General features: G+C 58.9%; 15 protein-coding genes. All 15 read right to left on the bottom strand.

Going from position 1 to position 24,992, the window contains the following annotated elements; all coding sequences use genetic code 11:
• Positions 1-926: DNA-directed RNA polymerase subunit beta' (locus IJL83_05370; GenBank protein ID MBQ6553025.1), on the bottom strand; the 926-nt coding region annotated here is incomplete at its 3' end.
• A gap of 36 nt (positions 927-962) precedes the next feature.
• Complete coding sequence (rpoB, locus tag IJL83_05365; protein MBQ6553024.1) at positions 963-4,715, bottom strand: DNA-directed RNA polymerase subunit beta; 3,753 nt, start codon at positions 4,713-4,715, stop codon at positions 963-965.
• Between the two features lie 354 nt (positions 4,716-5,069).
• Positions 5,070-8,582, bottom strand: a complete 3,513-nt coding sequence (locus tag IJL83_05360; protein ID MBQ6553023.1) for a UvrD-helicase domain-containing protein — start codon at positions 8,580-8,582, stop codon at positions 5,070-5,072.
• A complete protein-coding gene (locus tag IJL83_05355) occupies positions 8,575-11,847 on the bottom strand; it encodes a PD-(D/E)XK nuclease family protein (GenBank protein ID MBQ6553022.1) in 3,273 nt (1,090 codons plus the stop codon). Before IJL83_05355 ends, IJL83_05360 begins: the two co-directional genes overlap by 8 nt.
• A gap of 80 nt (positions 11,848-11,927) precedes the next feature.
• Entirely contained in the window at positions 11,928-12,560 is a 633-nt protein-coding gene (locus IJL83_05350; protein ID MBQ6553021.1) for a corrinoid protein, read from the bottom strand.
• A 93-nt stretch (positions 12,561-12,653) separates the two neighbouring features.
• A complete protein-coding gene (locus IJL83_05345; protein ID MBQ6553020.1) occupies positions 12,654-13,889 on the bottom strand; it encodes a hypothetical protein in 1,236 nt (411 codons plus the stop codon).
• Between the two features lie 134 nt (positions 13,890-14,023).
• Positions 14,024-15,076, bottom strand: a complete 1,053-nt coding sequence (locus IJL83_05340; GenBank protein ID MBQ6553019.1) for a hypothetical protein — start codon at positions 15,074-15,076, stop codon at positions 14,024-14,026.
• Positions 15,077-15,169: 93 nt separating this feature from the next.
• On the bottom strand, positions 15,170-16,741 hold the full coding sequence (locus IJL83_05335) for a 2,3-bisphosphoglycerate-independent phosphoglycerate mutase (GenBank protein MBQ6553018.1): 1,572 nt from the start codon (positions 16,739-16,741) through the stop codon (positions 15,170-15,172).
• 21 nt (positions 16,742-16,762) lie between these two features.
• The gene (locus IJL83_05330) at positions 16,763-17,530 is read right to left on the bottom strand and encodes a triose-phosphate isomerase (protein ID MBQ6553017.1); all 768 of its coding nucleotides are present in this window, start codon (positions 17,528-17,530) and stop codon (positions 16,763-16,765) included.
• A 69-nt stretch (positions 17,531-17,599) separates the two neighbouring features.
• A complete protein-coding gene (locus IJL83_05325) occupies positions 17,600-18,895 on the bottom strand; it encodes a phosphoglycerate kinase (GenBank protein ID MBQ6553016.1) in 1,296 nt (431 codons plus the stop codon).
• Positions 18,896-18,964: 69 nt separating this feature from the next.
• A complete protein-coding gene (locus IJL83_05320) occupies positions 18,965-19,903 on the bottom strand; it encodes a transketolase family protein (protein MBQ6553015.1) in 939 nt (312 codons plus the stop codon).
• On the bottom strand, positions 19,900-20,754 hold the full coding sequence (locus tag IJL83_05315) for a transketolase (protein MBQ6553014.1): 855 nt from the start codon (positions 20,752-20,754) through the stop codon (positions 19,900-19,902). Before IJL83_05315 ends, IJL83_05320 begins: the two co-directional genes overlap by 4 nt.
• Complete coding sequence (locus IJL83_05310) at positions 20,732-21,664, bottom strand: RluA family pseudouridine synthase (protein ID MBQ6553013.1); 933 nt, start codon at positions 21,662-21,664, stop codon at positions 20,732-20,734. The genes IJL83_05315 and IJL83_05310 overlap by 23 nt, the downstream gene beginning before the upstream one ends.
• Positions 21,645-22,142, bottom strand: coding sequence for a signal peptidase II (gene lspA, locus IJL83_05305; GenBank protein ID MBQ6553012.1), 498 nt, complete (start codon positions 22,140-22,142; stop codon positions 21,645-21,647). Before lspA ends, IJL83_05310 begins: the two co-directional genes overlap by 20 nt.
• Positions 22,143-22,188: 46 nt before the next feature.
• Complete coding sequence (ileS, locus tag IJL83_05300) at positions 22,189-24,975, bottom strand: isoleucine--tRNA ligase (protein ID MBQ6553011.1); 2,787 nt, start codon at positions 24,973-24,975, stop codon at positions 22,189-22,191.
• Between the last annotated feature and the right edge of the window lie 17 nt (positions 24,976-24,992).

Genomic DNA, 24,992 nt, shown 5'->3' with positions numbered 1-24,992 from the left:
GGACCCGTGACGGGACGGCCGCGCCTGCCGTTGTCGATAAGGGCGTCAACGGCTTCCTGAAGCATACGCTTCTCGTTTCTGATGATGACGTCGGGAGCGTTCAGCTCGAGCAGTCTCTTCAGACGGTTGTTTCTGTTGATGACCCTTCTGTAAAGGTCGTTCAGGTCGCTGGTGGCGAAACGGCCGCCGTCGAGCTGGACCATCGGTCTGATCTCCGGCGGGATAACCGGAAGCACGTCGAGGATCATCCACTCGGGCTTGTTGCCGGACTTGCGGAACGCCTCGAAGACCTCAAGACGCTTGAGGATCCTGGCCTTCTTCTGACCGGTGGCGGATTCGAGCTCTTCCTTCAGCTCTTCGCAGGTCTTCTCGACGTCGACCTGGCGGAGCAGCTTCTGGATAGCTTCCGCGCCCATTCCCGCTTCGAAGTCGCCTTCATACGCTTCACGCAGGTCGGAGTATTCCTTCTCGCTGAGTATCTGCTTGTTCTCTATGCCGTCGACGTCGCCCTTGTCGGTGACGATGTAGGCGGAGAAGTAAAGCACCTTCTCGAGCGCCTTCGGCGAGACGTCGATGACGAGGCCTATGCGGGAGGGTATTCCCTTGAAATACCAGATGTGAGATACCGGGCAGGCGAGCTCGATATGACCCATTCTCTCGCGGCGGACCTTGGAGGTAGTGACCTCGACTCCGCACTTTTCGCAGATCTTGCCCTTGTAGCGTATGCGCTTATACTTTCCGCAGTGGCATTCCCAGTCCTTGGTGGGTCCGAAGATGCGCTCGCAGAAAAGGCCGTCCTTCTCGGGCTTGAGCGTTCTGTAGTTGATGGTTTCCGGCTTCTTGACCTCGCCCTTTGACCAGCTTCTGATCGTTTCGGGGGACGCAAGACCGATCTTTATTGCATCGAATATCGTATTGTTAGACATTTCGTTACCTCCAAACTCTGATCAATGCGCTTCCGGTCAACCCGGGAAGTCTTCGTAGTCCTCGTCGGACCCGAATTCGTCTTCCGAACCGCCGTAATCGTCGAAATCGTCCGCGTCGGTTATGGAGAATCCGCTGTCTTCGAAGTCCTCATCGTTGGCGGCGTACTCCGGCGGAGCGTCGACGTAAGCGACGGCGTCGTCGTCTGAAACTTCTTTGAGGTCGATCTCGTTCATATCCTTGTCAAGCACCTTGACGTCGAGCACCAGAGACTGAAGCTCTTTGATAAGGACCTTGAAGGACTCGGGAACGCCCGGAGTGGGAACGTTCTGACCCTTGACTATTGATTCGTAGGTCTTGACGCGTCCGTCGGTATCGTCCGACTTGATGGTAAGGATCTCCTGGAGGGTGTGCGCCGCGCCGTAGGCCTCGAGCGCCCAGACTTCCATTTCGCCGAAGCGCTGTCCGCCGAACTGCGCCTTGCCGCCCAGCGGCTGCTGAGTGACGAGGGAGTACGGGCCGGTGGAACGGGCGTGGATCTTGTCGTCGACAAGGTGCGCCAGCTTCAGGAAGTACATATATCCGACGGTGATCCTGTTATCGAAGGGCTCGCCGGTACGGCCGTCGTAAAGCACGCTCTTGCCGTCTTCGGAGAGTCCGCTGCGCTTGAGCAGCTCGCGGATGTCCTCTTCCTTCGCGCCGTCGAAGACCGGAGTCATGATGTTCCAGCCCAGCGCCTTGGCGGCGTAGCCGAGGTGGACTTCAAGCACCTGTCCGATGTTCATTCGGGACGGAACGCCCAGAGGATTCAGGACTATGTCAAGCGGAGTGCCGTCCGGCAGGAAGGGCATATCCTCCTGCGGCAGTATTCTGGAAATAACGCCCTTGTTGCCGTGGCGGCCGGCCATCTTGTCACCGACGGAGATCTTGCGCTTCTGCGCGACGTAGACTCTGACGACCTTGTTGACGCCGGGAGAAAGCTCGTCGGAGTTCTCTCTGGTGAAGACCTTGACGTCAACGACTATGCCGGATTCGCCGTGAGGCAGCTTCAGGGAGGTGTCTCTGACCTCTCTCGCCTTCTCGCCGAAAATCGCGCGGAGCAGGCGTTCCTCGGCGGTCAGCTCGGTTTCGCCCTTGGGCGTGACCTTGCCGACGAGGATATCCTGCGCGTGCACCTCGGCGCCGATGCGGATGATGCCGTCCTTGTCGAGATCCTTCAGCGCTTCGTCGCCGACGTTCGGGATATCGCGGGTGATCTCTTCCGGTCCGAGCTTGGTGTCGCGGGATTCGATCTCGTATTCTTCTATATGAATGGAAGTGTAAACGTCGTCCTTGACGAGATTCTCGTTGATGAGAACGGCGTCTTCGTAGTTGTAGCCCTCCCAGGTCATAAAGCCGATGAGCACGTTCTTGCCGAGCGCAATCTCGCCGCCGGAGGTGGAGGCGCCGTCCGCGATGACCTGGCCCTTCTCGACCTTCTCGTTCTTGTCTACGATGGGCTTCTGGTTGATGCAGGTGCCCTGGTTGGAACGCAGGAACTTGATGAGCGGATAGGTGTCCAGCTCGCCGTCGTCGTCGCGCTGGATGATGATCTCGTCGGCGGAAACGCGGACGACCGTGCCGGCGTTCTCCGCGAGCACCACGGTGCCGGAGTCGACGGCGGTCTTGTATTCCATGCCGGTGCCGACGATGGGCGCTTCGGTGGTAAGCAGCGGAACGGCCTGTCTCTGCATGTTCGAGCCCATCAGGGCGCGGTTCGCGTCGTCGTTCTCGAGGAACGGAATCATCGCGGTCGCGACGGAAACCATCATTCTCGGGCTGACGTCGACGTAATCGACGCGCTCGCGGTCGACTTCGAGGATCTCGTCACGGTAACGCGCGGTAACGCGCGGACGGACGAATCTGCCCTTCTCGTCGAGCTCTTCGTTCGCCTGCGCGACGATGTATTCGTCCTCGACGTCGGCTGTCATATACTCGACGATGTCGGTGACGGCGCCGGTCTCCTTGTCGACCTTGCGGTAAGGCGCTTCAAGGAAACCGTACTCGTCGATGCGGGCGTAGGTGGAAAGGTAGGAAATAAGTCCGATGTTAGGACCTTCGGGGGTCTCGATCGGGCACATTCTGCCGTAGTGGGAGTGATGTACGTCTCTGACCTCGAATCCGGCGCGGTCTCTGGAAAGACCGCCGGGGCCCAGCGCGGAAAGTCTTCTCTTATGAGTCAGCTCGGCGAGGGGGTTCGTCTGATCCATAAACTGAGACAGCGGCGAGGAGCCGAAGAACTCCTTCATTACCGCGACTACCGGTCTAATATTTATGAGGGAATGCGGGTCAATGCCCTCGGTGTCCTGACGCTGAAGCGTCATTCTCTCGCGGATAACGCGCTCCATGCGGGAGAAGCCGATGCGGAACTGGTTCTGCAGCAGCTCGCCGACGGAACGGATGCGGCGGTTGCCGAGGTGGTCGATATCGTCGGTCGTTCCGACGCCGTATTCCAGGCAGTTGAGGTAGTTGATGGAAGCGAGGATATCGTCGGCGATGATGTTCTTCGGAATCAGCTCGGCGATATGCGCGGCAACGGAAGATTTGAGCGCTTCTTCGTTCTCGGCTTCGTCCACGAGGCGCTTGAGGGTGGGAAGATGGACCTTTTCGTTGATGCCGACTTCCGCGGGATCGAAGCTGAGAAGGAGCGACGCGTCGACCATGTTGTTGGCGAACGCTTTGATCTCAAGCTCGCTTTCTTCGCCGGTCTCGATGTCCTTATGCGTGACCTTGAGCCAAACCTCGTTGACTCCTCTTCTCTCGATGAGTTTGGAGTTCTCGCGGCTGATGGGCTCGCCTACCGGCACGTCGAGCACTTCGCCGGTGAAGGGATCGGCGACGGGACGGGCGAGTATCTGGTCGCGGATACGCGCGGCCAGCGCCATCTTTTTGTTGTACTTGAATCTGCCGAAGCGGCAGAGATCGTATCTCTTGGGGTCGAAGAAGAGGTTGAAGATATGAGAGGTGGCGGCGTCCGTAGTCGGAAGTTCGCCGGGACGGAGCTTCTTGTAGATCTCGATGATCGCGTCCTCGACCGTCTTGGAAGTATCCTTGTCGAGAGTGAGACGGATGCGCTCGTCGTTGCCGAACAGCTCCATGATCTCCTCGTCGGTCTCGACGGGCAGGTCTTCGCCGGTCAGCCACTTCAGAACGCGGATAAGCTTCGTGACGGGAAGCTTTCTGTTCTTGTCTATCCTGACCCAGAAAACGTCGGACGGATCGACCTCGTACTCCAGCCACGCTCCTCTGTTCGGGATGACCTGCGAAGTGAAGAGCTTCTTGCCGGTCTTGTCGTGGGTGAAGTCGTAGTACATACCCGGGGAACGGACGAGCTGCGATACCACGACACGCTCGGCTCCGTTGATAATAAATGTTCCGCTGGGGGTCATCTTGGGGATGTCGCCCATGAAGAGATCGGATTCCTTGACCTCTCCGGTCTCCTTGTTGAGCATACGGACTTTAACGCGAAGCGGAGCCGCGTAGGTCGCGTCTCTCTCCTTGCACTCCGCGATGGTGTACTTCGCCTTGTCGTCGATGGAATAGTCGACGAAGTCGAGCACCAGGTTTCCGGAGAAATTGCTCACCGAGGGAACGTCCTCGAATACTTCGCGCAGTCCTTCGTTAAGGAACCACTTGTAAGAATCGATCTGCACCTCGATAAGATTCGGCATTTCGAGAACTTCGTCGATCTTGGCGAAATTCATTCTCGTTTTTTTGCCGAATTTTACCTCTTTCGGTTGAACGTTTGCCATTTCTTTTACCTCTCCTATTGTATTTTACGGAACGCGGCAGAGCCGCTTCCCGCCGGCATCCGGCGAATGCCGGTTCGTGCACGACGAATCGCCATTGCGAAACGTCAGATTTAAACGGAATTATTCCTTGTTATACGCAATTTGGCGCGGCTAAACCACCTATTATACCAGAATGCGATAATATGGATTTTAGTATTCTATCACCTTGAAAAGCAAATGTCAAGCGTTTTTCGGAACTTTTTCTAATTTTTTGTCTTTCCTTTCCCCTATATGTGCACAAATACCCGAAAAGACGCAAAAACAGGACGAGCCGTTTCGTCTCGTCCTGTCAACCTATATAACCGGCGCTCTCCCCTACAGCACCTTCACCTCTTCGCCTGCGTCGAGGAAGAAGAGGAACGCCTCCGAAACCTCCTTGCCGGTCAGTTCGGCGAGTCCGCGGGCGTATATCTCAAGCTGCGGCTTGTAGTAGGCGGCCTTTTCGGCAAGGTCGTCTTTTATGCGGTCTGTTTTGTAGTCGACGACGACGCACCTGCCGTCCTCTTCAAATACGCAGTCTATCGCGCCCTGAACGAGCAGCTTCTCTTCAGGCGCGTCGGGCAGATAATCGGACGCCTCCGCCTCGAAGGTGAATCTGAACTCGCGCGTCATCTTTTCAGCCGCACGTATCCGCTTGAAAAGCCCGGAGGAAATGAAGTTGTCAAGCTTGCGCCTGTCCACCATCCGCGCCTGCTTTTCGGTTATGAAGCGCTGGAAAACGAGCCGCTCGAGCTCCGCCTCGGGATCGTCGAGCTTATCGAAGTCCGCGAACTGCAGGAACGCGTGGGTCGCGGTGCCGGCTTCGGCGCCGCCGCGCCTGTCGGCGTCCATACACGCGGGTCTGCGCTCGCAGCAGCGGTCGCTCTCGCTCTTGCCGGCCTTCATCGCGACGATGTCGCTGACGGTCAGCTTCGTCGGCACCGACGCGGACGCGGCAAAGCCGTATTCCGCGTTGATGCGGTCGTATATCTTCCGCGCGAGCTCTGCGTCCGGCTCGGGCGCGGCGCCTTCCTCTCCGGCGGCGGAGACCTCAAACTCAGGATCTATCGAAACGGCGAAGCCGCCCCTCTCCGCCAGCGCGACGGGCGCAACGAGTTTCAGGAAGCTGTTCGCCTGCGTGACGTCGTAGGCGTCCGCCTCGCCTGCGGCGTTCAGCTTCAGCCGGCTTTCCCGCACGACCTTGTCGATATCGCTCACGGAGGCGACGATCTCTATGCGTTCTATCGCGCGCGTCATCGCGACGTAGAGCAGGCGCATTTCCTCCTCGCGTCCCTTCTTCTTCAGCTTCGCCGCAGCGAGCTTCCTCGCGGCGGTATTGCGCACGGTATGCTCTCCCGGTGTGGCGATCTTTATGCCGAACGCGGAGCTGCCGCCGATTATACAGCTCTTGTTAAGATCGTCTTCGTTGTATTTGGCGGCGGCGTCGCAGATGAAGCAGACCGGAAACTCAAGCCCCTTCGACGCGTGAATGCTCATTATCCTGACCTCGCCGCCGACTCCGGACGTTCCCTTGTCGCCGGTTTTGACGCCCTCCGAAATGACCTTGTCGACGTAGCCGATGAAGCCGGAAAGGTCCTGCCTGCCGGAAGCGCCGTACGCCTTCGCCACCTCGTAGAAGCGCATGAGGGCGGCGCGCTCGCGCCTGCCCGTCTTAAGCGCGGACGCGAACGCGAGAAATCCGGACGTTTTGTAAATATACCATATAAGCTTATCGGCCGTCAGCGCGGCGGCCTTGCGGCGGAAATGCTCAAGCTTCGCGATGAAGGCGGCGCACTTCGCATACCCCGCCTCCGCGGCGGCTTTTACGGCGTAGTAGAACACTCCCTGCCCGCGGCGGCGGACTGAAACCAGCTCGCTCTCGGTGAATCCGAAGACGCCGCTGACCATAGCCGCGGCGAGATCGATATTCTTCATTGGGTTGTCTATCGCGCGCAGCAGTGAGATCATCCTGCGCACCGACGGGACCTCGAAGCACGAATCCGTGCCCGGAGCGGAAAACGGTATGCCCGCCTCGGCGAACGCGTCCGTTATCGGACGCAGATGCGGCTGCGTAGTGCCGCGCATCAGCACGACGAAGTCGCCGAAGTCCGCCTTGCGCTCGGTCTTGTCGCGCTTGTCGACTACGGTCATGCCGCCGGCGATCAGTTCCTTGATCTTCGCGGCGACGTAACGCCCTTCGGCTAACCGCCCCTTCTCGGCGCTGTCGCCCTGAAGGAGCGTGAAATACGCGCCGGAACCGCGGTTTTCCCTGTCATTTCCGGGGTCCGCGCGGAGCAGGTCCTCCGCGCCGTAGTTTATGCCGCAGGTCTCCCCCGTCATAACCGCGCTGAAGACGGCGTTCGCCGCGTCGGTAACGGCGCTCCTGCTTCTGAAATTGTTGTTAAGGCCGATTTTGGCCGGAAATTCGCAGTCCTCTCTGACCGCGGGGGCGTATTCGCGCCTGTGGTCCATGAAAAGCTCGGGCGTCGCGCCGCGGAATCCGTATATCGCCTGCTTGACGTCTCCGACCATGAATATATTGTTCTCCTCTTCGGAGCAAATGCCGCGGAAGATGAGTTCCTGCAGCCCGTTGACGTCCTGATACTCGTCGATGAGGATCTCGCGGTGCGACCTCCCCTCCTCGAGCGAAACGTCGGTGCGGCGGAGCGTACCGTCCTCGCCGCGCTTCCAAAGCAGGTTCAGCGCCTTCGTTTCGAGATCAGCGTAGTCCCAGACGCCGCGGTCTTTTTTCAGGTCGGCGTATTTCTTTTCCGTCAGCTCCTGCAGAGCGAACAGGCGGCGGACGATAACGTTCAACGCTTCCGCGTCGGCACGCATCGCTTCATCCGTAAACACGAAGGCGTCCGCAGATGATTCTCTGAACTTTTTGCAGCCGTCTATAACGTAGTCACGCTCATCCATCCATTCGGCCGGAAGACCGGATCTGTCGCTCTTTTTCTCAAGTTTCACACCGAGCAGCTCCGCGCATTTCCCGTAATCGCGCGCTTCAGCCGCTTCGAGCAGCGACGACACGTTCTCTATATAGCTTACCGCCGTCTTGAGCTGCTTTTTGACTTTTTCTTCAAGCGCGGCGTTTCCGTCGCAAACAGGCGCGTCGGCAACGAAATCGAGCAGGCGCTTATGCCAACTCTTCAGACCAAGCGTAAAGTCCGCAAACAAACCTTCGAACGCGGCGCCTCCCGCGGTGTGATAATCCTCGCCGAACGCTTCAAGAACGCGCGCCTTGAACTCCTCGCGGTCGGGGGTTCTGGTCATAAGCTCGTGCAGGCGGCAGACTGCGCTCTTCAGATCGGACGCGCCGCCGCTGCTGTCTTCCATGGCGTCGACGAGCGCATAGAACTCCGCGTCGCCTTTGTCGAACTCTTCTTCGATTGCGTCGGCGAGCGCTTTTTTGAAAAGCAGATCGGCCTCGCCCTCCGCGGAAATACGCACGCCCGCGGAATAGTCCGCGCCCTCGGCGGCCTGATACTTCTCAAGCAGCGAGAGGCAGTAGGCGTCTATCGTCGAGATATGCGCCTCGGGAATATACATAAGCTGGTTTTTGACGTGCTTGTTCTCCGGATGCTCACGCGCGTAGTCGCTGAGCTTCTTGCCGAGGCGCGCCTTCATCTCCGCGGCCGCCGCCTTCGTGAAGGTGACGACGACGAAGTCGCGCACGTCGGCGGGATCGTCCGCGTCGATCACGCGCTGCATGATGCGTTCCGTGAGGACGGCGGTCTTGCCGCTTCCCGCGGAGGCGGAAACGAGCACGCTACCGCCCGTGAGCCCTATCGCGAGCTTCTGTTCGTCGGTCCAGGGAGTTGATGAGCCGATTATTTCCTTATACATCCGCTTCCTCCTCCCGCAGTTTTTCAAAGACCTTCTCGTCTTTGATCATATCGAACGCGCGCGGTTCCACCTTGTCTTTATCCACGCCGCAGACAGAGATATAATCGCAGTATTCGCAGGGCAGTTTTTCGCCGCTGCCCTTTTTGAGCGGATATTTGGGTATATTGCCCGCCGCAAGCTGTTCGCGCATACGGCGCGTCAGCTTTTCGATATGGTTTTTCAGCAGCGCAAGCTGTTCAAATGAGTAGCGGACGGGGCGTTTTTTCTCGGGCGGACGCTCGTCAATCGGTGAATCCTCAAGCGCCATTCCGGACATCGTGCGCGCGTCGGCGAGCTTTTCGGCAATCTTGCCGTCCGAAGCGTCGACTCTGACTCTGTTCGCCGGGAAATAGTAGACGCCGGCGGGCGCAACGCCTTCGCCGTATCTGGCGTCGCCGTTCAGCCAGAGCGAGATGAGATACACGAACATCTGCATATCGACGCCGTTGTAGACGCTGCGCAGCGACACTTCTTTTTTCTGTTTATTCGTTTTGTAGTCTATGACGCGCAGGTATTTGCGGCCTCCGCGTTCGCAGATATCGACGCGGTCTATTTTGCCCTCGAAGCCGACGGGGGCGCCGTCCGCGTCGATCACCCAGGAATCGACGCCGCCTTCGCCTATTGGGAGCTCGAAGTCGGTCGGAGTATAGCCGCTCTCCGCGAGTTCGTCGCGGATACAGCCGATAAGCTCGACGATCAGCGCGGTGGTCGTCGTTATCGAGCGCAGGAAGGACGCGGGCAGGTTCTCTTTTCCGCCGAGGCAGTTTTCGACGTACTCCTCGGCAACGCGCTTCGCATACGCGTCGACGTCTACGCCGGCGCCGCCGTCCGCAATCGCTCTGACGGTGCGTTCGAGGACGTAGTGGACGAAGGTCCCGACGTTGCGCGGATCGAGCTCCGCTTTCGCCTCCGGGCGAAGCGAAAGCCCGTATTTGCAGAAGAAACTGTACGGGCATCCGGCGTACTGCTCCGCCTTCGACGCGCTCATGACGCGCGTCTTTCCGGCGACGTACGCCGCGGCATCCGCGTCGAGCGGACGGAGCGCGCTCTCACGCATCGCGCGGTAGGAATCCAGCTTTGCCGCCAGCGCGGGAGTGCGCGAAACCGCCGCCGCGACGGAGGCCTCCCCGACGTTCTCCGGCGCTTCGTAGAACGGCGCGCATATATCCAGCGCGGCCGCCGGCGCGGAGCATATATCGGCGTATTCAAGATTATCCGCCTCTATCCTGCGGCAATCCTTAAAGGTGTTTTTAAGGTCGAGTATCACGCGCGACGGCGCGGAAACGGAAAGCGCGCTTTCTGACGCGCTGTAGGAAACGGTGAGCCCGTGCGAAGGGATCGTCAGCGCGTTGTAGACCGACAGCATGAGCTCGCAGCGGCGCACCTCCTCCTCGTGAATAAGCGGAACGTCCAGCTTGAAGAGGTCCTCTTTATCGGCGTTTGTGAAAACGCCCTTCTGACCGAACGGACGCGGGAACGCTTCGTCGGTCGCGCCGACGATGAAGCAGTATTTTATGTGTTCGACGCGCGCCCTGCCCTCGCTGCCGATTATGACTTCGTCCGCGTGCGGCGGGATAACGCCGACGTCGGCGTTCTCAAACATTATGCGAAGCAGCTCGGCGTAGCTGTCTTTGCCTATCGTTTCTCCGCCCATGGCGGACGAGATACGGTCGAGCACGTCCATCAGCAGCTCCCACATCCTGTCGCCGTCGTATTCCTCTCCGGCGGCGAGCGCGGCTTCACGCTGCGCGCGTATGGTCTCCGCGGTGCGGGCGGAAACGAGGTATTCGTATATCGCCTTCGCGAAGTCGTCCGCGGTGCGCGCGGAAGCGAGTTTTTCCGCGAACGCGAAAAGCGGCGTCGCGAGTTTATCCCTCGCCTCGTTGACGGCGTCAAGCATCTCGACGTCGCTTTCTTTCATCTCCTCCGCGAAGCCGGAGGGATTCAGCGTAAACCGCGCCCCCCATTTTACGCCGCTTACGCGCCAGAGGTTGATATAGTTCTCGAGCAGCGAGGACTGCTCGACGTCAACACCGGCAAGGCCGGTCTTCGCGAGATCGGCCATATCCTCGTAATACATCCCGCGCGTCGCGGCGCGGATGGCGAAAAGCACGAGCCGCATCAACGGCTTGAAGCGCACGTCGCGGCGCGAGTCTATGAAGTAAGGTATGCCGTAAAGCTCGAACTCGATCTCCGCGGCGCTCCTGCACGCTTCAAGATCTCCGGCGATAACGGCGATGTCGCGGTAGCGGCAGCCCTCTTCGGCGGTCAGGCGGCGGATCTCGGAGGCAACGTAGCGCATCTCGTCGTAAGGATCCGCGGCGGCGTAAACGGTTATGCCTTCGCCGCCGACAACGCCGCTTTCGCCCGAATAGAGCTTGCTTTCAAGCAGGAGCATCGAGGGCGTCTTAAACTTGTGGTTTTCGTTCAGCACGGTCGCTTCGCCGATCTCAACGCCGATATCGCGGGCGAAGTTGCGGAAGCGCTCTGCCATAAGCGCGACGGGATAGAACTCCTCGCCGACGTCCATACCGGCCGAAGGTGCGGTCAGCGATATAACGCACACTGCGCTCTGTCTGATTATGCGCTCTATCACCTTCTCCTCCTGCGGAGTGAATCCGACGAAGCCGTCAAAGTAGACCGCGCAGCCGGAGAAGAAGTCTTCGCCGTCGAGTATCTCGCCGAGCGCGGTGAGCTTGTCCGCGGGATCGAAGAAGCTGCCGCTGATAAGGCGCTCGTATTCGCGGACGATAAGCGCCGTGTCGCGCATCTTTCCGCGCAGGGTATCAGCGAGCCCCTCGCCTTCGGACGCGGCGAGGAGCGCATCCGGCGAAACGCCGTTTATCTTCAGCTCATCCGCGGTCTCTGCGATGCGGAGGGCGAATCGCGGATCGTCCGCGTATTTGCCGAAGAGCGTCAGCGTATCCGCGCAGTCGCAGACAGCGCGGTAGATGAGCGCGGTCTTGCCCATGGAGTCGATATAGTTGCCGGCAAGCCCGCCCGTGACGAGCATGACCTTCTCGACAAGGCGGGTAAAGCTCAGCACTTCAACACCGAGACGGCGCGCCTCGGCGTTGTATTCAATAAGCTGTTTTTCATAAGAGAGCGTGCTCTGCTCCGGCACGATGATGTAGGTCATCTTATGCGACGGCGCCGCCGCGACGGCGTCGCGCAGCGCGGTATAGGTCTTGCCGGTTCCGGCTCTGCCGGCGATGAATTTAAGCATTCGCACTCTCCTTTCCGTTTGCTTTTACAAAAACAAACCGCAGGTCGTGCGGTTTGTTTCAACGATTATTTCCGAAACTGCTATTCAAGGAAGCCCACCGCGGCTTCGGCTGCAGAGGCGGCGTCGGAGGTATAGCAGTCCGCGCCGATGCTGTCGGCGAACGCCTGGCTGACGGGCGCGCCGCCGACCATGACCTTGACCTTGCCCTTGAGCCCGGAGGCGTTGACTGCGTCGACGACGTTCTTCATCTCGTTCATCGTAGTCGTCAGCAGCGCGGAGCAGCAGATGAGCTGCGCGTTGTTCTCCTCGGCGACGTCGATGAACTTCTGCGCGGGGACGTCTACGCCGACGTCGATGACCTTTATGCCGCGCCCCTCCATCATCATCTTGACGAGGTTTTTGCCTATGTCGTGCAGGTCGCCCTTTACGGTACCGATGACGGCGACGCCTTTCTCCCTGACGCCTTCGGCGGCGAGGTAGGGCTTGAGCAGCGCGGTGCCTTTATTCATCGCGCGGGCGGCGATAAGCACCTCCGGCACGAAGACTTCGTTATTCTTAAACTTCTCGCCGATGACGTTCATTCCGTCGAGCAGTCCTTCGGAAAGTATCTGCTGCGCGGGAATGCCGTCTTCAAGCGCCTTTGTGACGGAGGCCTCGACCTCCGGCGCTCTGCCGCGCTGGATGTATTCGCTTATTTCATTGAGAATAGACATACTGCCGCCCCCTCGGGTAGGTTGTTTGATAGCGTAATTATACCATAACGATTTTGACGTTGCAAGATAAATCGGCGAAATATTTTGCGCTTTTTACTCGACGATGCGCCCCTCGAAAATAACGTGGCGCGACACCTGAAGGTCGGCGACGACGAAGAAGGAAAACGGACGGTCGGCTTTGAATTCGACAGGTTCCTCCATCATTGCGCCCAAGTAAATCACGTCCGTCGCCGCGGCGCCCTCTACGCCGGTTTCATTTATTCCGAGTTTCGAGCGCTGGATGATGCTTTCAACATATACACCGCCGTCGTTCATACCCGAGAAATCCGCTGCCGCTCCGAACGCATCGGAAATTCCGCACGCCTTCAGGAAATCGCAGAGTTCATCATGCTCCAGCGAAGTCTCCAGTTCGAACTTCGGAACCGCAAGATTTACGTTGTGATGCTCGGCCTTGGAAATCTTCTCATTTATTCTTTCGGTGCTGCCGATAACAAATGCCACGCCCGCTTCGTTCTGCAGCGGCACAATAACCAGCTGAGTATCATCATCGGAATAATAGTAAATCATATCGACGGTCTGCATATACTCTTTTTTGACCTTGTTGCCGGCCGCTGTTGTGAAATCTCCTTTTACCGTTTTTTCCTCTTTGAAGGCCTTGACCCATACGCCCTTGAAATACAGAGCGTTTATCAGCATCATGGCAATAGCGTCTCTGTCAGTACCGTCCGGGAGGATGCGCGGGATCATACCGCTCGTCTTTTCCCTCACCCAGTCGTTCGCCTTTTTCACAACGCTGCGTGAGTCGAAATCGAAGTATTCGGCCTTATACTTTTCGATCTTGTCTTTGTAGCCGTCTTTAACGCCGCCTGAGCCCTCGCGCGTCCATACGGAGTTGGCGATTCTCATAGATAAAACCGCTTTCTCGGCTTCCTCCGACGACATACCTCCGCCATTGAAACCGGAACTGCCGTCAAACTTTTCCGCGAACTCGTAAACCGCCTCAAGCGCGGCGTCCAGCTCAGACTCGTCGTTAAGACCGAGCGCGGAAAGGAGTTCTGCGCGTGTTTTGCCCTCCGCGCCGGCGAGCATAAGCCCGTAGGCGTATTTGAATGACATCGGAGATATGACGAAGTTTCCGCTCTGCCGCTCGGCGATATAGTCGAGCAGCTTTTCGTCGAGGTTGTAAAGCGCGGCGCCGTTGACCTTGCCGACCGGTTTTTCGACGTAGCCCGCGGCTGCCGGATCCGGCTCCGCCGGATGGTTTCCGCAACCCGCGAATATCGCCGCTCCGATAACGAGCGCCAGCATCAATGCGATGATCCTTTTCATAATTATACCTCCTATTATCGCGACTGTTGAACGACCCTTCACTTATATACCCGTAAAAAATGAGTCCTAAGTTACATTCATTCAGCAGAAAATGATAAATACAAGGTGTAAACGTAAGTTTCACACTGAGGCGGTCACTTTTCTCCTCTGTATTCTCTGACGGTGCGCACCATAGCGAGATAGTTTTCCACCGGGACGTATCCGGCTATCGAATTGCCGGAGCCGAAGGCGACGCCCCCGCGCCCCTCGCACTTTTTCAGTATATCGGTAACGTATTCGGCGATCTCCTTTTCGGAGTTTTGGCAGAGCACGTCGACGTCCGCGCCGCCGAAGTTGCCTATCTTGTCGCCGTAGCGCTCCACCCATTCGGTGAAGGGCGCGATCTGATCCTCATTCGAGTGCTTGGCGTCGATCCCGGCGGCGATCAGATCGTCGAAGACCGCGAAGATGCTTCCGCAGGAGTGGAGCAGGAACGGCTTGCCCGCCGCGTGCACCATATCGATTATCCGCTTGTACTGCGGGATTATATGCGTTCTGATATCGTCGTGCGGCAGGAGCGTATTCGACTTGTAGCCGAGATCGTCGCCGAAGCGCAGCACGCAGTAGAGGTCGCCGTATTCGCGGATGAAGCGTTCCCAGACGGCGGCGCTGACGTCACCGACCCTTTTGAAAAGGTCGGCGTAAAGCTCCGGATCGTCGTAAGAAAGCAGGCAGAGATCCTGATATCCGACGAGGTCCTCGACACACTCGAAGACGCCGCAGCCCACGCCGCCGATCGCCTTCATACCGGACGGCAGCGCTTCGCGCAGGCCGTCGTAAAGCTTGCCGTAAAGCTTGAAATAGTTATCCGCAACCTCGTCCCACGGGTATTTCTCAAAGTCGGCGCGGTCTTTTATCACGGGCGGCTTGTGTCCGCCTAGCGCGCCGCTGCCGGGGAACGCGACGCTGAGCCAGCGCTCGAAGGTAACGGTGTCGTAGCCGCATTTCAGGTAGCTTTCACAGACGCGGCCGACGTATTCCGCCGCTTCCGCGGCAGAGCCGTCCTGCAGGCCGGAAAACTCCCTGCCGATGATCTTTTCCATAATCGCGTCGTCGATCTGGTGCTCGTAAAGCGGCAGGCGCTTCGCGGCTCTGTTGCGCGCGGCGTCGACGATATTCGTATAGTCGGGAACGAAACCCTCGAACATACTCCGTCCTCCCCTTCTTCGCCTTGATTATAACACAAAAACCGCAGGAATTAAACTAACTCTTGCGGTTTTCGGAAAATTTTTATTCTGTTTTCATATCATGCTCGGCTGCCAGCTCGCGGGAGGCGTGAGTCCGAGCAGCTTCGCGACCGTCGGAGCGACGTTGGCGAGGCCGTATTCGCCGTCGATTATCTCGTGCTTTGCCTGCGTGTCGTAGATGATGAACGGGACAGGGTTGAGCGAATGCGCGGTGCGCACCTGGAGCTCGCCCTTCTTGTTCTTCTCGAGCATTTCGTCGGCGTTGCCGTGGTCGGCGGTAACGAGCAGGATCGCGCCGGCTTCGTCGACCGCCTTTATCAGACGCGCGAGGCCGATGTCGACAGACTCGACCGCGATAAGCGCGGCGTCGTAGCTGCCGGTGTGTCCGACCATGTCGCCGTTGGGATAGTTGCAGCGCAGGAAGTCGTATTTTCCGCTCTTCAGCGCGGCTATCATCGCGTCGGTGACCTCCGCGGATTTCATCCACGGACGTTCGTCGAAGGAAACCTTGTCGGAGGGGATCTCCTCGAAGGTCTCGAGCTCCTCGCTGGTCTTGCCGCTTCTGTTGCCGTTCCAGAAATACGTTACGTGGCCGTACTTCTGCGTTTCGGAAACGGCGTATTGATTAAGGCCGTGAGCGACGAGCAGCTCGCTGAGCGTGTCCTTTATCTCCGGCGGGTTGACGAGGTAGTTCTTCGGCAGCTCGAGGTCGCCGTCGTACTGCAGCATTCCGGCGTAAATGACGTCGGGGCGCGCGCCTCTGTCGAAGGCGGTGAAGTCTTCGTCGTCGAACGCCATGCTGATCTCGATCGCGCGGTCGCCTCTGAAGTTGAAGAGGATCACCGCGTCGCCGTCGGTTATCCTGCCGACCGGCTCGCCGTTTTCGGCGATGACGAAGGCAGGCAGATCCTGATCGATGACGCCCTCATTCTCGGCACGGTAGGTCTCGATCGCTTCCGCGGCGGACGCGAACTGTCTGCCCTCGCCTCTGACGTGGGTATCCCAGCCGATCTTGACCATATTCCAGTCGGCCTTGTATCTGTCCATCGTGACCTTCATCCTGCCGCCGCCGCTGGCGATCTTTCCGTCAAAGCCGGCGTCGCTGAGCTCCGCAAGGACGTTTTCAAGCTGCTCGACGTAGATGAGCGCCGAGGTCGCGGGAACGTCTCTGCCGTCGAGCAGAATATGCACTCTCGCCTTCTTCACTCCCTCGCTCTTCGCTTCTTTCAGCATCGCAAAGAGGTGGGAAATGTTGGAATGCACGTTTCCGTCGGAAAGCAGGCCGATGAAATGCAGGGTTGACGATTTTTCGGCGCAACCCGCGACAATGCGCTTCCAGACCGCGTTTTCGTAAAGCTTGCCGCTCTCGATGGATTCGTTGACGAGCTTCGCGCCCTGCGAATAGATCTGGCCGCAGCCGAGGGCGTTATGTCCGACTTCGCTGTTGCCCATATCGTCGTCGCCGGGGAGTCCGACGGCGGCGCCGTGCGCCTTCAGGCGCGTGTGCGGGCAGGTCGCGAAGAGCTTGTCGAGGGTCGGGGTGTTGGCGTTGCCGACGGCGTCGCCGAGTCCGGTCTTGCTGAACCCGACGCCGTCCATGACGACGCATACAACAGGTCTTTTCATATTATCAACACTTTCTGTTTATTACTTGGAAGCCGCGTCGATGATGACGGAGAAGTCGGGGGCCTTCAGCGAGGCGCCGCCGATAAGGCCGCCGTCGATGTCTTCCATCGCGAGCAGCTCGGCGCAGTTCTTCGCGTTCATGGAGCCGCCGTACTGAATGGAGATGCCGTCCGCGGTCTCGTCGTCATAGAGCACGCCGATGGTGTCTCTGATGAGCTGGCAGACCTCGTTCGCCTGCTCGGCGGTGGCGGTCTTGCCGGTGCCTATCGCCCACACGGGCTCGTAGGCGATGACGCAGTTGATCGCGTCTTCCTTCGCAATGCCGTTGAAGGCGATCTTCGTCTGCATGGAGATCAGGTCGTCGGTTATCCCCTGCTCACGCTGCTCGAGCGTTTCGCCGACGCAGATGATGGGGGTAAGTCCGGCGGCGATCGCCGCTTTGGCGCGGAGGTTGACCGTTTCGTTGGTCTCACCGAAGTACTGGCGGCGTTCGCTGTGGCCGACGATGACGTATTCAACGCCCATTTCCTCAAGCATGGACGCGGAGATCTCGCCGGTGAAGGCGCCGCTGGGCTCGAAATGCACGTTCTGCGCGCCGAGGTGGATACGGCTTCCCTTTATCGCTTCCGCGACGGCGGGGACGTCGATGGCGGGAACGCAGACGACGACTTCGCAGTCGGGCTCGGGCATGGCGGCCTTGAGCTCCTCGATGAGCTTCGCCGCTTCGGACGGAGTCTTGTTCATCTTCCAGTTGCCGGCAATAATGGCGCTTCTGAGGTCTTTATTCATTGCAGTTTCTCCTTATAAAGTGATTTCGGGGCGGCCGGTGCGACCGCCCCGCTTGAATTGCTTTTTGAATTACTTGTTGTCGAGGCAGTCGATGCCGGGGAGGGTCTTTCCCTCGAGGAACTCGAGCGAGGCGCCGCCGCCGGTGGAGATGTGGGTCATCTTGTCGGCGTATCCGAGCTGCTCGACAGCCGCGGCGGAATCGCCTCCGCCGATGATGCTGACGGAATCGCTCTCGGCGATCGCGGCCGCGACGGCCTTGGTGCCGACCGCGAACTTCTCGAACTCGAAGACGCCCATCGGTCCGTTCCAGATGACCGTCTTGGCGTCCTTGATCAGCTCGGAGAACTTCTTGACGGACTCCGGTCCGATGTCGAGGCCCATCATGTCGTCCGGAATCGCGTCGCAGGCGTAAACGACCGGCTCGGCGTCGGCGCTGAACTCTTTGGCGCAGACGTTATCGACCGGAAGCGCAAAGTTGACGCCCTTCGCGGCGGCCTTTTCCATGATCTCCTTGGCGAGCTCGACCTTGTCGGCCTCGAGCAGCGAGGTGCCGACGCCGTAGCCCATCGCCTTGTAGAAGGTGTAGGCCATGCCGCCGCCAACGATCAGGGTATCGACCTTCTCGATCAGGTTGGTGATGACGCCGATCTTATCGGAGACCTTCGCGCCGCCGAGAATGGCGACGAAGGGGCGCTGAGGCGCTTCGAGCGCGTCGCCCATAATGGTGATCTCTTTCTGAATGAGGTAGCCGCAGGCGGCCGGAAGTCCGCCGTAGGTGACTACGCCGGCGGTGGAGGCGTGCGCTCTGTGTGCGGTGCCGAACGCGTCGTTGACGAAGACTTCGGCGAGCGAGGCGAGCTGCTTGGAGAACTCGGGATCGTTCTTCTCCTCCGCCTTGGTGAAGCGGGTATTTTCAAGCAGGACGATCTTGCCGGGCTCGAGCGCCGCGACCTTCGCCTGCGCGTCCTCGCCGACGGTGTCCTCGGCGAAGGTGACTATGCCGCCGAGGTACTCGTTGAGCTTGTCGGCAACGATCTTGAGCGAAAACTTTTTCTTGTCGCCCTTCGCTTTTTCAAGCGCGGCGGCGGTGGCGGCCGCTCTCTCCTCTTCGGGGAGCTCGTCGATCTTGGCGATCTCCTTCTTGCTGAGCTTCAGCTCCGCGTCGAAGATGTTGTGCGGCTTGCCCATATGGGAGCAAAGGATGACCTTGCAGTTCTTCTCGACCAGATACTTGATGGTCGGCAGAGCGCCGGTTATTCTCTTGTCCGAGGTGATGACGCCGTCCTTGACGGGTACGTTGAAGTCGCATCTCACGAGGACTTTTTTGCCTTCAAGGTTCATGTCTTCAATGGTCTTTTTGTTCATGTGTATATCCTCCGTTTATAAAATTATCAGTGTTATTTTACGCCGTGCCGGCGTGAATTGCAAGCGTTTTCACGCTTTTTTCATTTTCATTATCATCTTCGCTCTCTCGGCGATCTTTTCGCCGGTGAGGCCGAAGTAAGCGAGGACTTCCTTCGCCTTGCCGCTCAAGCCGAAAACGTCGTTTATGCCGACGCGGCTGACGGGAACGGGCCAGTGCTCGCTGAGCGCTTCGCAGACCGCGGAACCGAGCCCGCCGATGATATTATGCTCTTCGGCGGTGACGATGCAGCCGGTCTTCTGCGCGTATTTCACGAGCAGTTCGGCGTCGATGGGCTTTATCGTGGAGATGTTGATTACCGCGGCGCTTATCCCCTCTTTTTCAAGTATAACGGCGGCGATCAGCGACTCGGAAAGCATAAGTCCGGTCGCGACGATGGTCACGTCGGAGCCGTCGCGCAGGACGTCGCCCTTGCCGAGCTTGAAATGACAGGTTTCGGGCGTATAGACGTCCGGGTAGACGAGGCGGCCGAGGCGGATGTACATAGGTCCGTTATACTCGGCGGCGGCGCGTACCGCCGCGCACGCCTCCGCGTCGTCGGCGGGGCTGACGACCACCATACCGGGAATGGAGCGCATTATCGAGATATCCTCGATGCACTGGTGAGTCGCGCCGTCCTCGCCCACGGAAACGCCCGCGTGGGACGCGGCGACTTTTACGTTAAGGCCGGGATAGCAGATGGAGTTTCTTATCTGCTCAAACGCCCTGCCGGTGGCGAACATAGCGAAGGAGCTGGCGAAAACGGTCTTGCCGCAGGCGGCGAGTCCAGCAGCGACGGACATCATATTGCCTTCCGCGATGCCGCAGTTGAAGAATCTGTCGGGAAACTTTTTGCCGAAAATCGCGGTCTTGGTCGAGCCGGAAAGGTCGGCGTCGAGGACGACGATATCCTTATTGGTCTCGCCGAGCTCCGCGAGCGTCAGGCCGTAGCTTTCTCTCGTTGCTTTCATCTCAGTTCCCCTTTCTGCGCCGCTTCAAGACGCGCCTCGAGCTCCGCCTTCGCGATCTCGTACTGCTCCTGCTTCGGCGCGGAGCCGTGCCAGGCGGGATTGTTTTCCATAAACGAAACGCCCTTGCCCTTGACAGAACGGAGGATTATGCCGCTCGGCTTGCCCTTCGCGGCTCTCGCGGCGTCAAGCGCGGCGGCGATGGACTCGAAGTCGTGCCCGTCCGCCTCAAAGACGTTGAAGTTGAACGCCCTGAACTTATCGGCAAACGGCAGAGGCGACATGACCTTCGTTATATCGCCGTCTATCTGCAGGCCGTTATAGTCGATCATCACGACGAGGTTGTCGAGGTTATAGTGCGCGGCGAACATGAGGGCTTCGTAGACCTGCCCCTCCTGGCTTTCGCCGTCGCCGACGATGGTGTAAACGCGGTAGTCCCTGCCGTCGAGCTTCGCGGCGAGCGCCATTCCGCAGGCGGCGGAAATGCCCTGCCCGAGCGAGCCGGTGGACATATCGACGCCGGGAACGCCCTTCATATCGGGGTGTCCCTGCAGGAAGTGCCCGAGCTTGCGGAGATTCGCGACCTCTTTGACGTCAAAGTAGCCCTTCAGACCGAGCGCGGCGTAGACGGCGGGCGCGCAGTGCCCCTTGGATAAAACGAATCTGTCTCTGTCTTCCCAGTCGGGCTGATCGGGACGTATGCGCATTTCGCAGTTATACAGATACGTTACGACTTCCGCGATCGAAAGCGATCCGCCGGGATGTCCCGAGGCGGCGTTGTAGATGCCCTCAAGCGCGGCGAGGCGAACCTTTTCCGCGAAGACGGCAAGCTCAGTAAGTTTCTGTTTTTCCATGAGCATCTCCCTTTCTCAAAACGCTGAGCGTTTCGTTGAAATAGTCGGGCAGCGGCGCTTCGACCGTCATCTCTTCGCCCGTTGAAGGGTGGCGGAAGGTTATTCTCGCCGCGTGGAGGCATTGATGCGTCAGCGGCAGGTCGGTGGTCCTGCCGTATTGCCTGTCCCCCGCGACGGGGTGTCCGATATGCGCCATATGGACGCGTATCTGATGCGTTCTGCCGGTCTCGAGGCGGCAGAGGATCAGCGAGTATTTGTCGAATTCTTCAAGCACTTCGTAGTGCGTGACCGCCGGCTTGGAATTGACCGGCGTAACCGCCATCTTCTTGCGGTCGGCGCGGCTGCGCCCGATCGGCGCGTTGACCGTGCCCTCTTTTTTCGGGAAGCGGCCGTGGACGACGGCGAGGTATTCCCTGCGCGCTGTGTGCTCCTTTATCTGTTCCGCGAGCGAAAGGTGCGCCTTGTCGTTTTTCGCGACGAGCAGCACTCCGCTCGTTTCCTTGTCTATGCGGTGGACGATGCCCGGGCGCGTTACTCCGTTTATGCCGGAGAGCGAATCGCCGCAGTGCGCGAGAAGCGCGTTGACGAGCGTATCGGAATAGTTACCCGGCGCGGGGTGAACGACCATTCCGACGGGCTTGTCCACGACGAGCAGGGCGGAGTCCTCGTAGAGCACAGAAAGCGGTATCTCAGCCGGAGCCATATCGAGCGGTTCGGCTTCCGGAGGCGTGACGACTATCTCGTCGCCCGCCTTCGTTTTATGATTCTTGGCGGTGACGGGCGCTCCGTTGATTTCGACCGCGCCCGACTCGATGAGCTTCTGCGCCGCGGAGCGCGAGAACTCTCCGGAAGCGGATACGACCGCGTCGAGCCGCGTTCCCGCGGTTTCTTCAGTTACCGTTATCCTCATCGGGCGTTTCCTCCGTCTTCACGGTCTTTTTCTCTTTGCCGTAGAAAAACAGGAAATAGATAAAGAGCATCGCGACTCCGACGGTAAGGCAGATATCCGCAAAGTTGAACACCGGAAAATCGATCAGCCGGAAATCTATGAAATCGACGACCGCTCCGGTCGCGATACGGTCGATCACGTTCCCGATCGCGCCCGCGACGACGAGTATCGACGACGCGTAGAACATCTTTGAGTCGATCTTGCGCGAAGCGTTTATGTAAATCACCGCCGCGCAGACTATTACCGCGAGTATCACGAAGCCCCAGCGGAAGCCGCTGAGTATGCTGAACGCCGCGCCGGTATTCTCGCGGTAGGTCAGGTGAAGCACGTCCCGTATTATCGGAACGGTCGTGACCGGCTTGAGATACGCGACGGCGAGCGCTTTCGTTATCTGATCCGCGGCGACGAGCGCGGCGGAAAGCAGAAAGAACAACAGCATTGGCTTTCTCCTTTGAGACGGCAGGCGTTTCCGCCTGCCGTTCAATTTACTCTATGATCGACGCGCAGCGCTTGCAGAGCGTCGGGTGCTTTTCGTCGTATCCGACGTCGCCGGTGTACGCCCAGCAGCGTTGGCACTTCTCGCCCTCCGCCTTCGCGACGAGGACGGAAACGCCCGCGTTCTCACCCGCCACGGCGTCCGCGGGAGCGGCGTCGCAGCTGATCTTCACGCCGGAGACGATGAATAGCTGCGCGAGATCCGGAACGGTATCGAGGAACGCCTTTTCGTCCGCGTCTGCATAGACGGTGACGACCGCTTCGAGCGAGGCGCCGATCTTCTTCTCGGCGCGGGCGAGCTCGAGCGCCTTCTGCACGTCGTTGCGGACGGCGATGATCTTATCCCACTTGGCGGTGAACTCCGCGGGTGCGGAGAGTCCCTGCGCCTTCGGGAAGTCGTTGAAGAACACGCTTCTTCCGTCTTCGCCGGCGGTGTGGCGGATGAACTGCCACGCCTCCTCAGAGGTGAAGGAAAGGATCGGCGCGACTATCTTCACGATGGCGTTCAGCACGTTATAAATGACCGTCTGCGCGGCTCTGCGCGAGAGCGAATCCGCCTTCTCGACGTAGAGGCGGTCTTTGATTATGTCGAGGTAGAATGACGACATATCGAGCACGCAGAAGCTGTAAACGGCGTGGTAGATGACGTGGAAGTCGAAAGCGTCGTACGCCTTCGCCGCCTTGTCGATAAGCGCGTCGAGCGCGTAGCACGCCCACTTGTCAAGCTCGGCAAGCTGACCGAACGGAACGGCGTCCTTCTCCGGATCGAAGTCGTAAAGGTTGCCGAGAATAAAGCGCTCGGTGTTTCTTATCTTGCGGTAGACCTCCGCGAGCTGCTTGAGTATCTCCTTGGAGACCTTGACGTCGTTGCGGTAGTCGGCGGAGGAGATCCACAGACGGAGGATATCCGCGCCGTATTCCTTGATGATGTCCTGCGGCGAGATGCCGTTGCCGAGCGACTTGGACATCTTCCTGCCCTCGAGGTCGATTATCATGCCGTGAGTAAGGACGCTGCGGTAAGGAGCGATGCCCGCGGTGGCGACGGAGGTCAGCAGCGACGACTGGAACCAGCCCCTGTACTGGTCGTTGCCCTCGAGATAGAGGTCGCAGGGCTCAGAAAGGCCGTTCTCTTCGCTCAGAACGGCGGCGTGGGAACTGCCGGAGTCGAACCAGACGTCCATAATGTCGGTTTCCTTGCGGAACTTATCGCAGCCGCACTTGGAACACTTCGTGCCGGCGGGAAGGATATCCGCGGCGTCTTTGGAGTACCACGCGTCGGATCCTTCTCTGCGGAAAAGCTCGGAAACCGCTTTGATCGCTTCGGGGTCGATATGCTCGTGGCCGCATTCCTCGCAGTAGAAGATCGGGATCGGAACGCCCCAGATGCGCTGACGGGAGATGCACCAGTCTGCGCGGTCGCTGACCATGGAGCGAATCCTCTCTTCTCCCCATTTGGGCATCCACTCGACGGTGGAGATCGCTTCCATAGTCTGCGGCTTTATCGCCTCGACGGAGCAGAACCACTGCTCAGTGGCGCGGTAGATTATCGGGTTGTGGCAGCGCCAGCAGTGCGGATAGGGGTGGATTATCTCCTCTATCGCAAAGAGCGCGCCGGTTTCTTTCAGATACGCGGCGATCTCTTTGTTCGCCTCGTCGGTCTTCAGGCCGGCGAACCTGCCCGCTTCCTCGGTCAGTCTGCCCTTCCCGTCGACGGGAACGACGATGCCGATCTCGGGATAGTTCTTGCAGACGACGAAGTCCTCTTCGCCGTGGCCGGGAGCGGTATGTACGCAGCCGGTGCCGCTTTCAAGCGTGACGTGGTCGCCTACGATGATAAGCGATTCGCGGTCGAGGAAGGGGTGCTTCGCGGTCATATACTCGAACTCGCTGCCCTTGATGCCGGAGGCGGCGATCGCGTAGTCGCTTATGCCGGCGGCCTTCATCGAGGACTCGGTGAGCTCCTTGGCCATAATATAGTATTCGCCGTTTGCCGATACTATGTTGTATTCAAACTCCGGACCGAGGCATATTGCGAGGTTGCCGGGCAGGGTCCAGGTAGTGGTCGTCCAGATAACGAAGCAGGTCTTCGCGCGGTCGATCCCGTACTGCGCAAGCTTTCCCTTGTCGTCCGCGACGGCGAACTTGACGTAGATGGAGTCGCACTTGTCGTCGGAATATTCGATCTCCGCTTCGGCAAGCGCGGTTTCGTCCGCGGGGCACCAGTAAACGGGCTTCAGACCCTTGTAGATATAGCCCTTCTCCGCCATTTTGCCGAAGATCTCGATCTGCTTCGCCTCGAACTCGGGGTTGAGCGTGAGATAGGGCTTGTCGAAGCGGCCGATGACGCCGAGGCGCTTGAACTGCTCCTTCTGCGTTTCGACGTACTGCAGCGCGAACTCGCGGCAGTGCTTGCGGAAGCCGACTATATCCCCTCTCGGCGGGCCGTACTTCTTGATGACCTGGCGCTCGATGGGCAGACCGTGGGTATCCCAGCCGGGAATGTAGGGAGAACAGTAGCCCGCCATATTTTTATAGCGGACGATTATGTCCTTCAGCACCTTGTTCAGCGCGTGGCCGAGGTGTATGTCGCCGTTGGCGTAGGGAGGCCCGTCGTGAAGCACATATAAGGGTTTACCCTCATTATGCTTAATGAGGGTATCGTAAAAATTATCCTGTTTCTGCTTTGCGAGAAGTTCCGGTTCTCTCTGCGGCAGGTTGGCACGCATCGAGAACTCGGTCTTGGGTAAGTTAAGAGTGGTGTTGTAATCAGGGTGCATTTCTTGCATTTTATCTT

The organism is Clostridia bacterium, assembly GCA_017438525.1.
In the GTDB taxonomy this organism is placed as follows: Bacteria; Bacillota; Clostridia; order Oscillospirales; family RGIG8002; genus RGIG8002.
The sequence above is the reverse complement of the archived record's forward strand: the minus strand, read 5'-3'. Positions and strand labels throughout refer to the sequence as shown.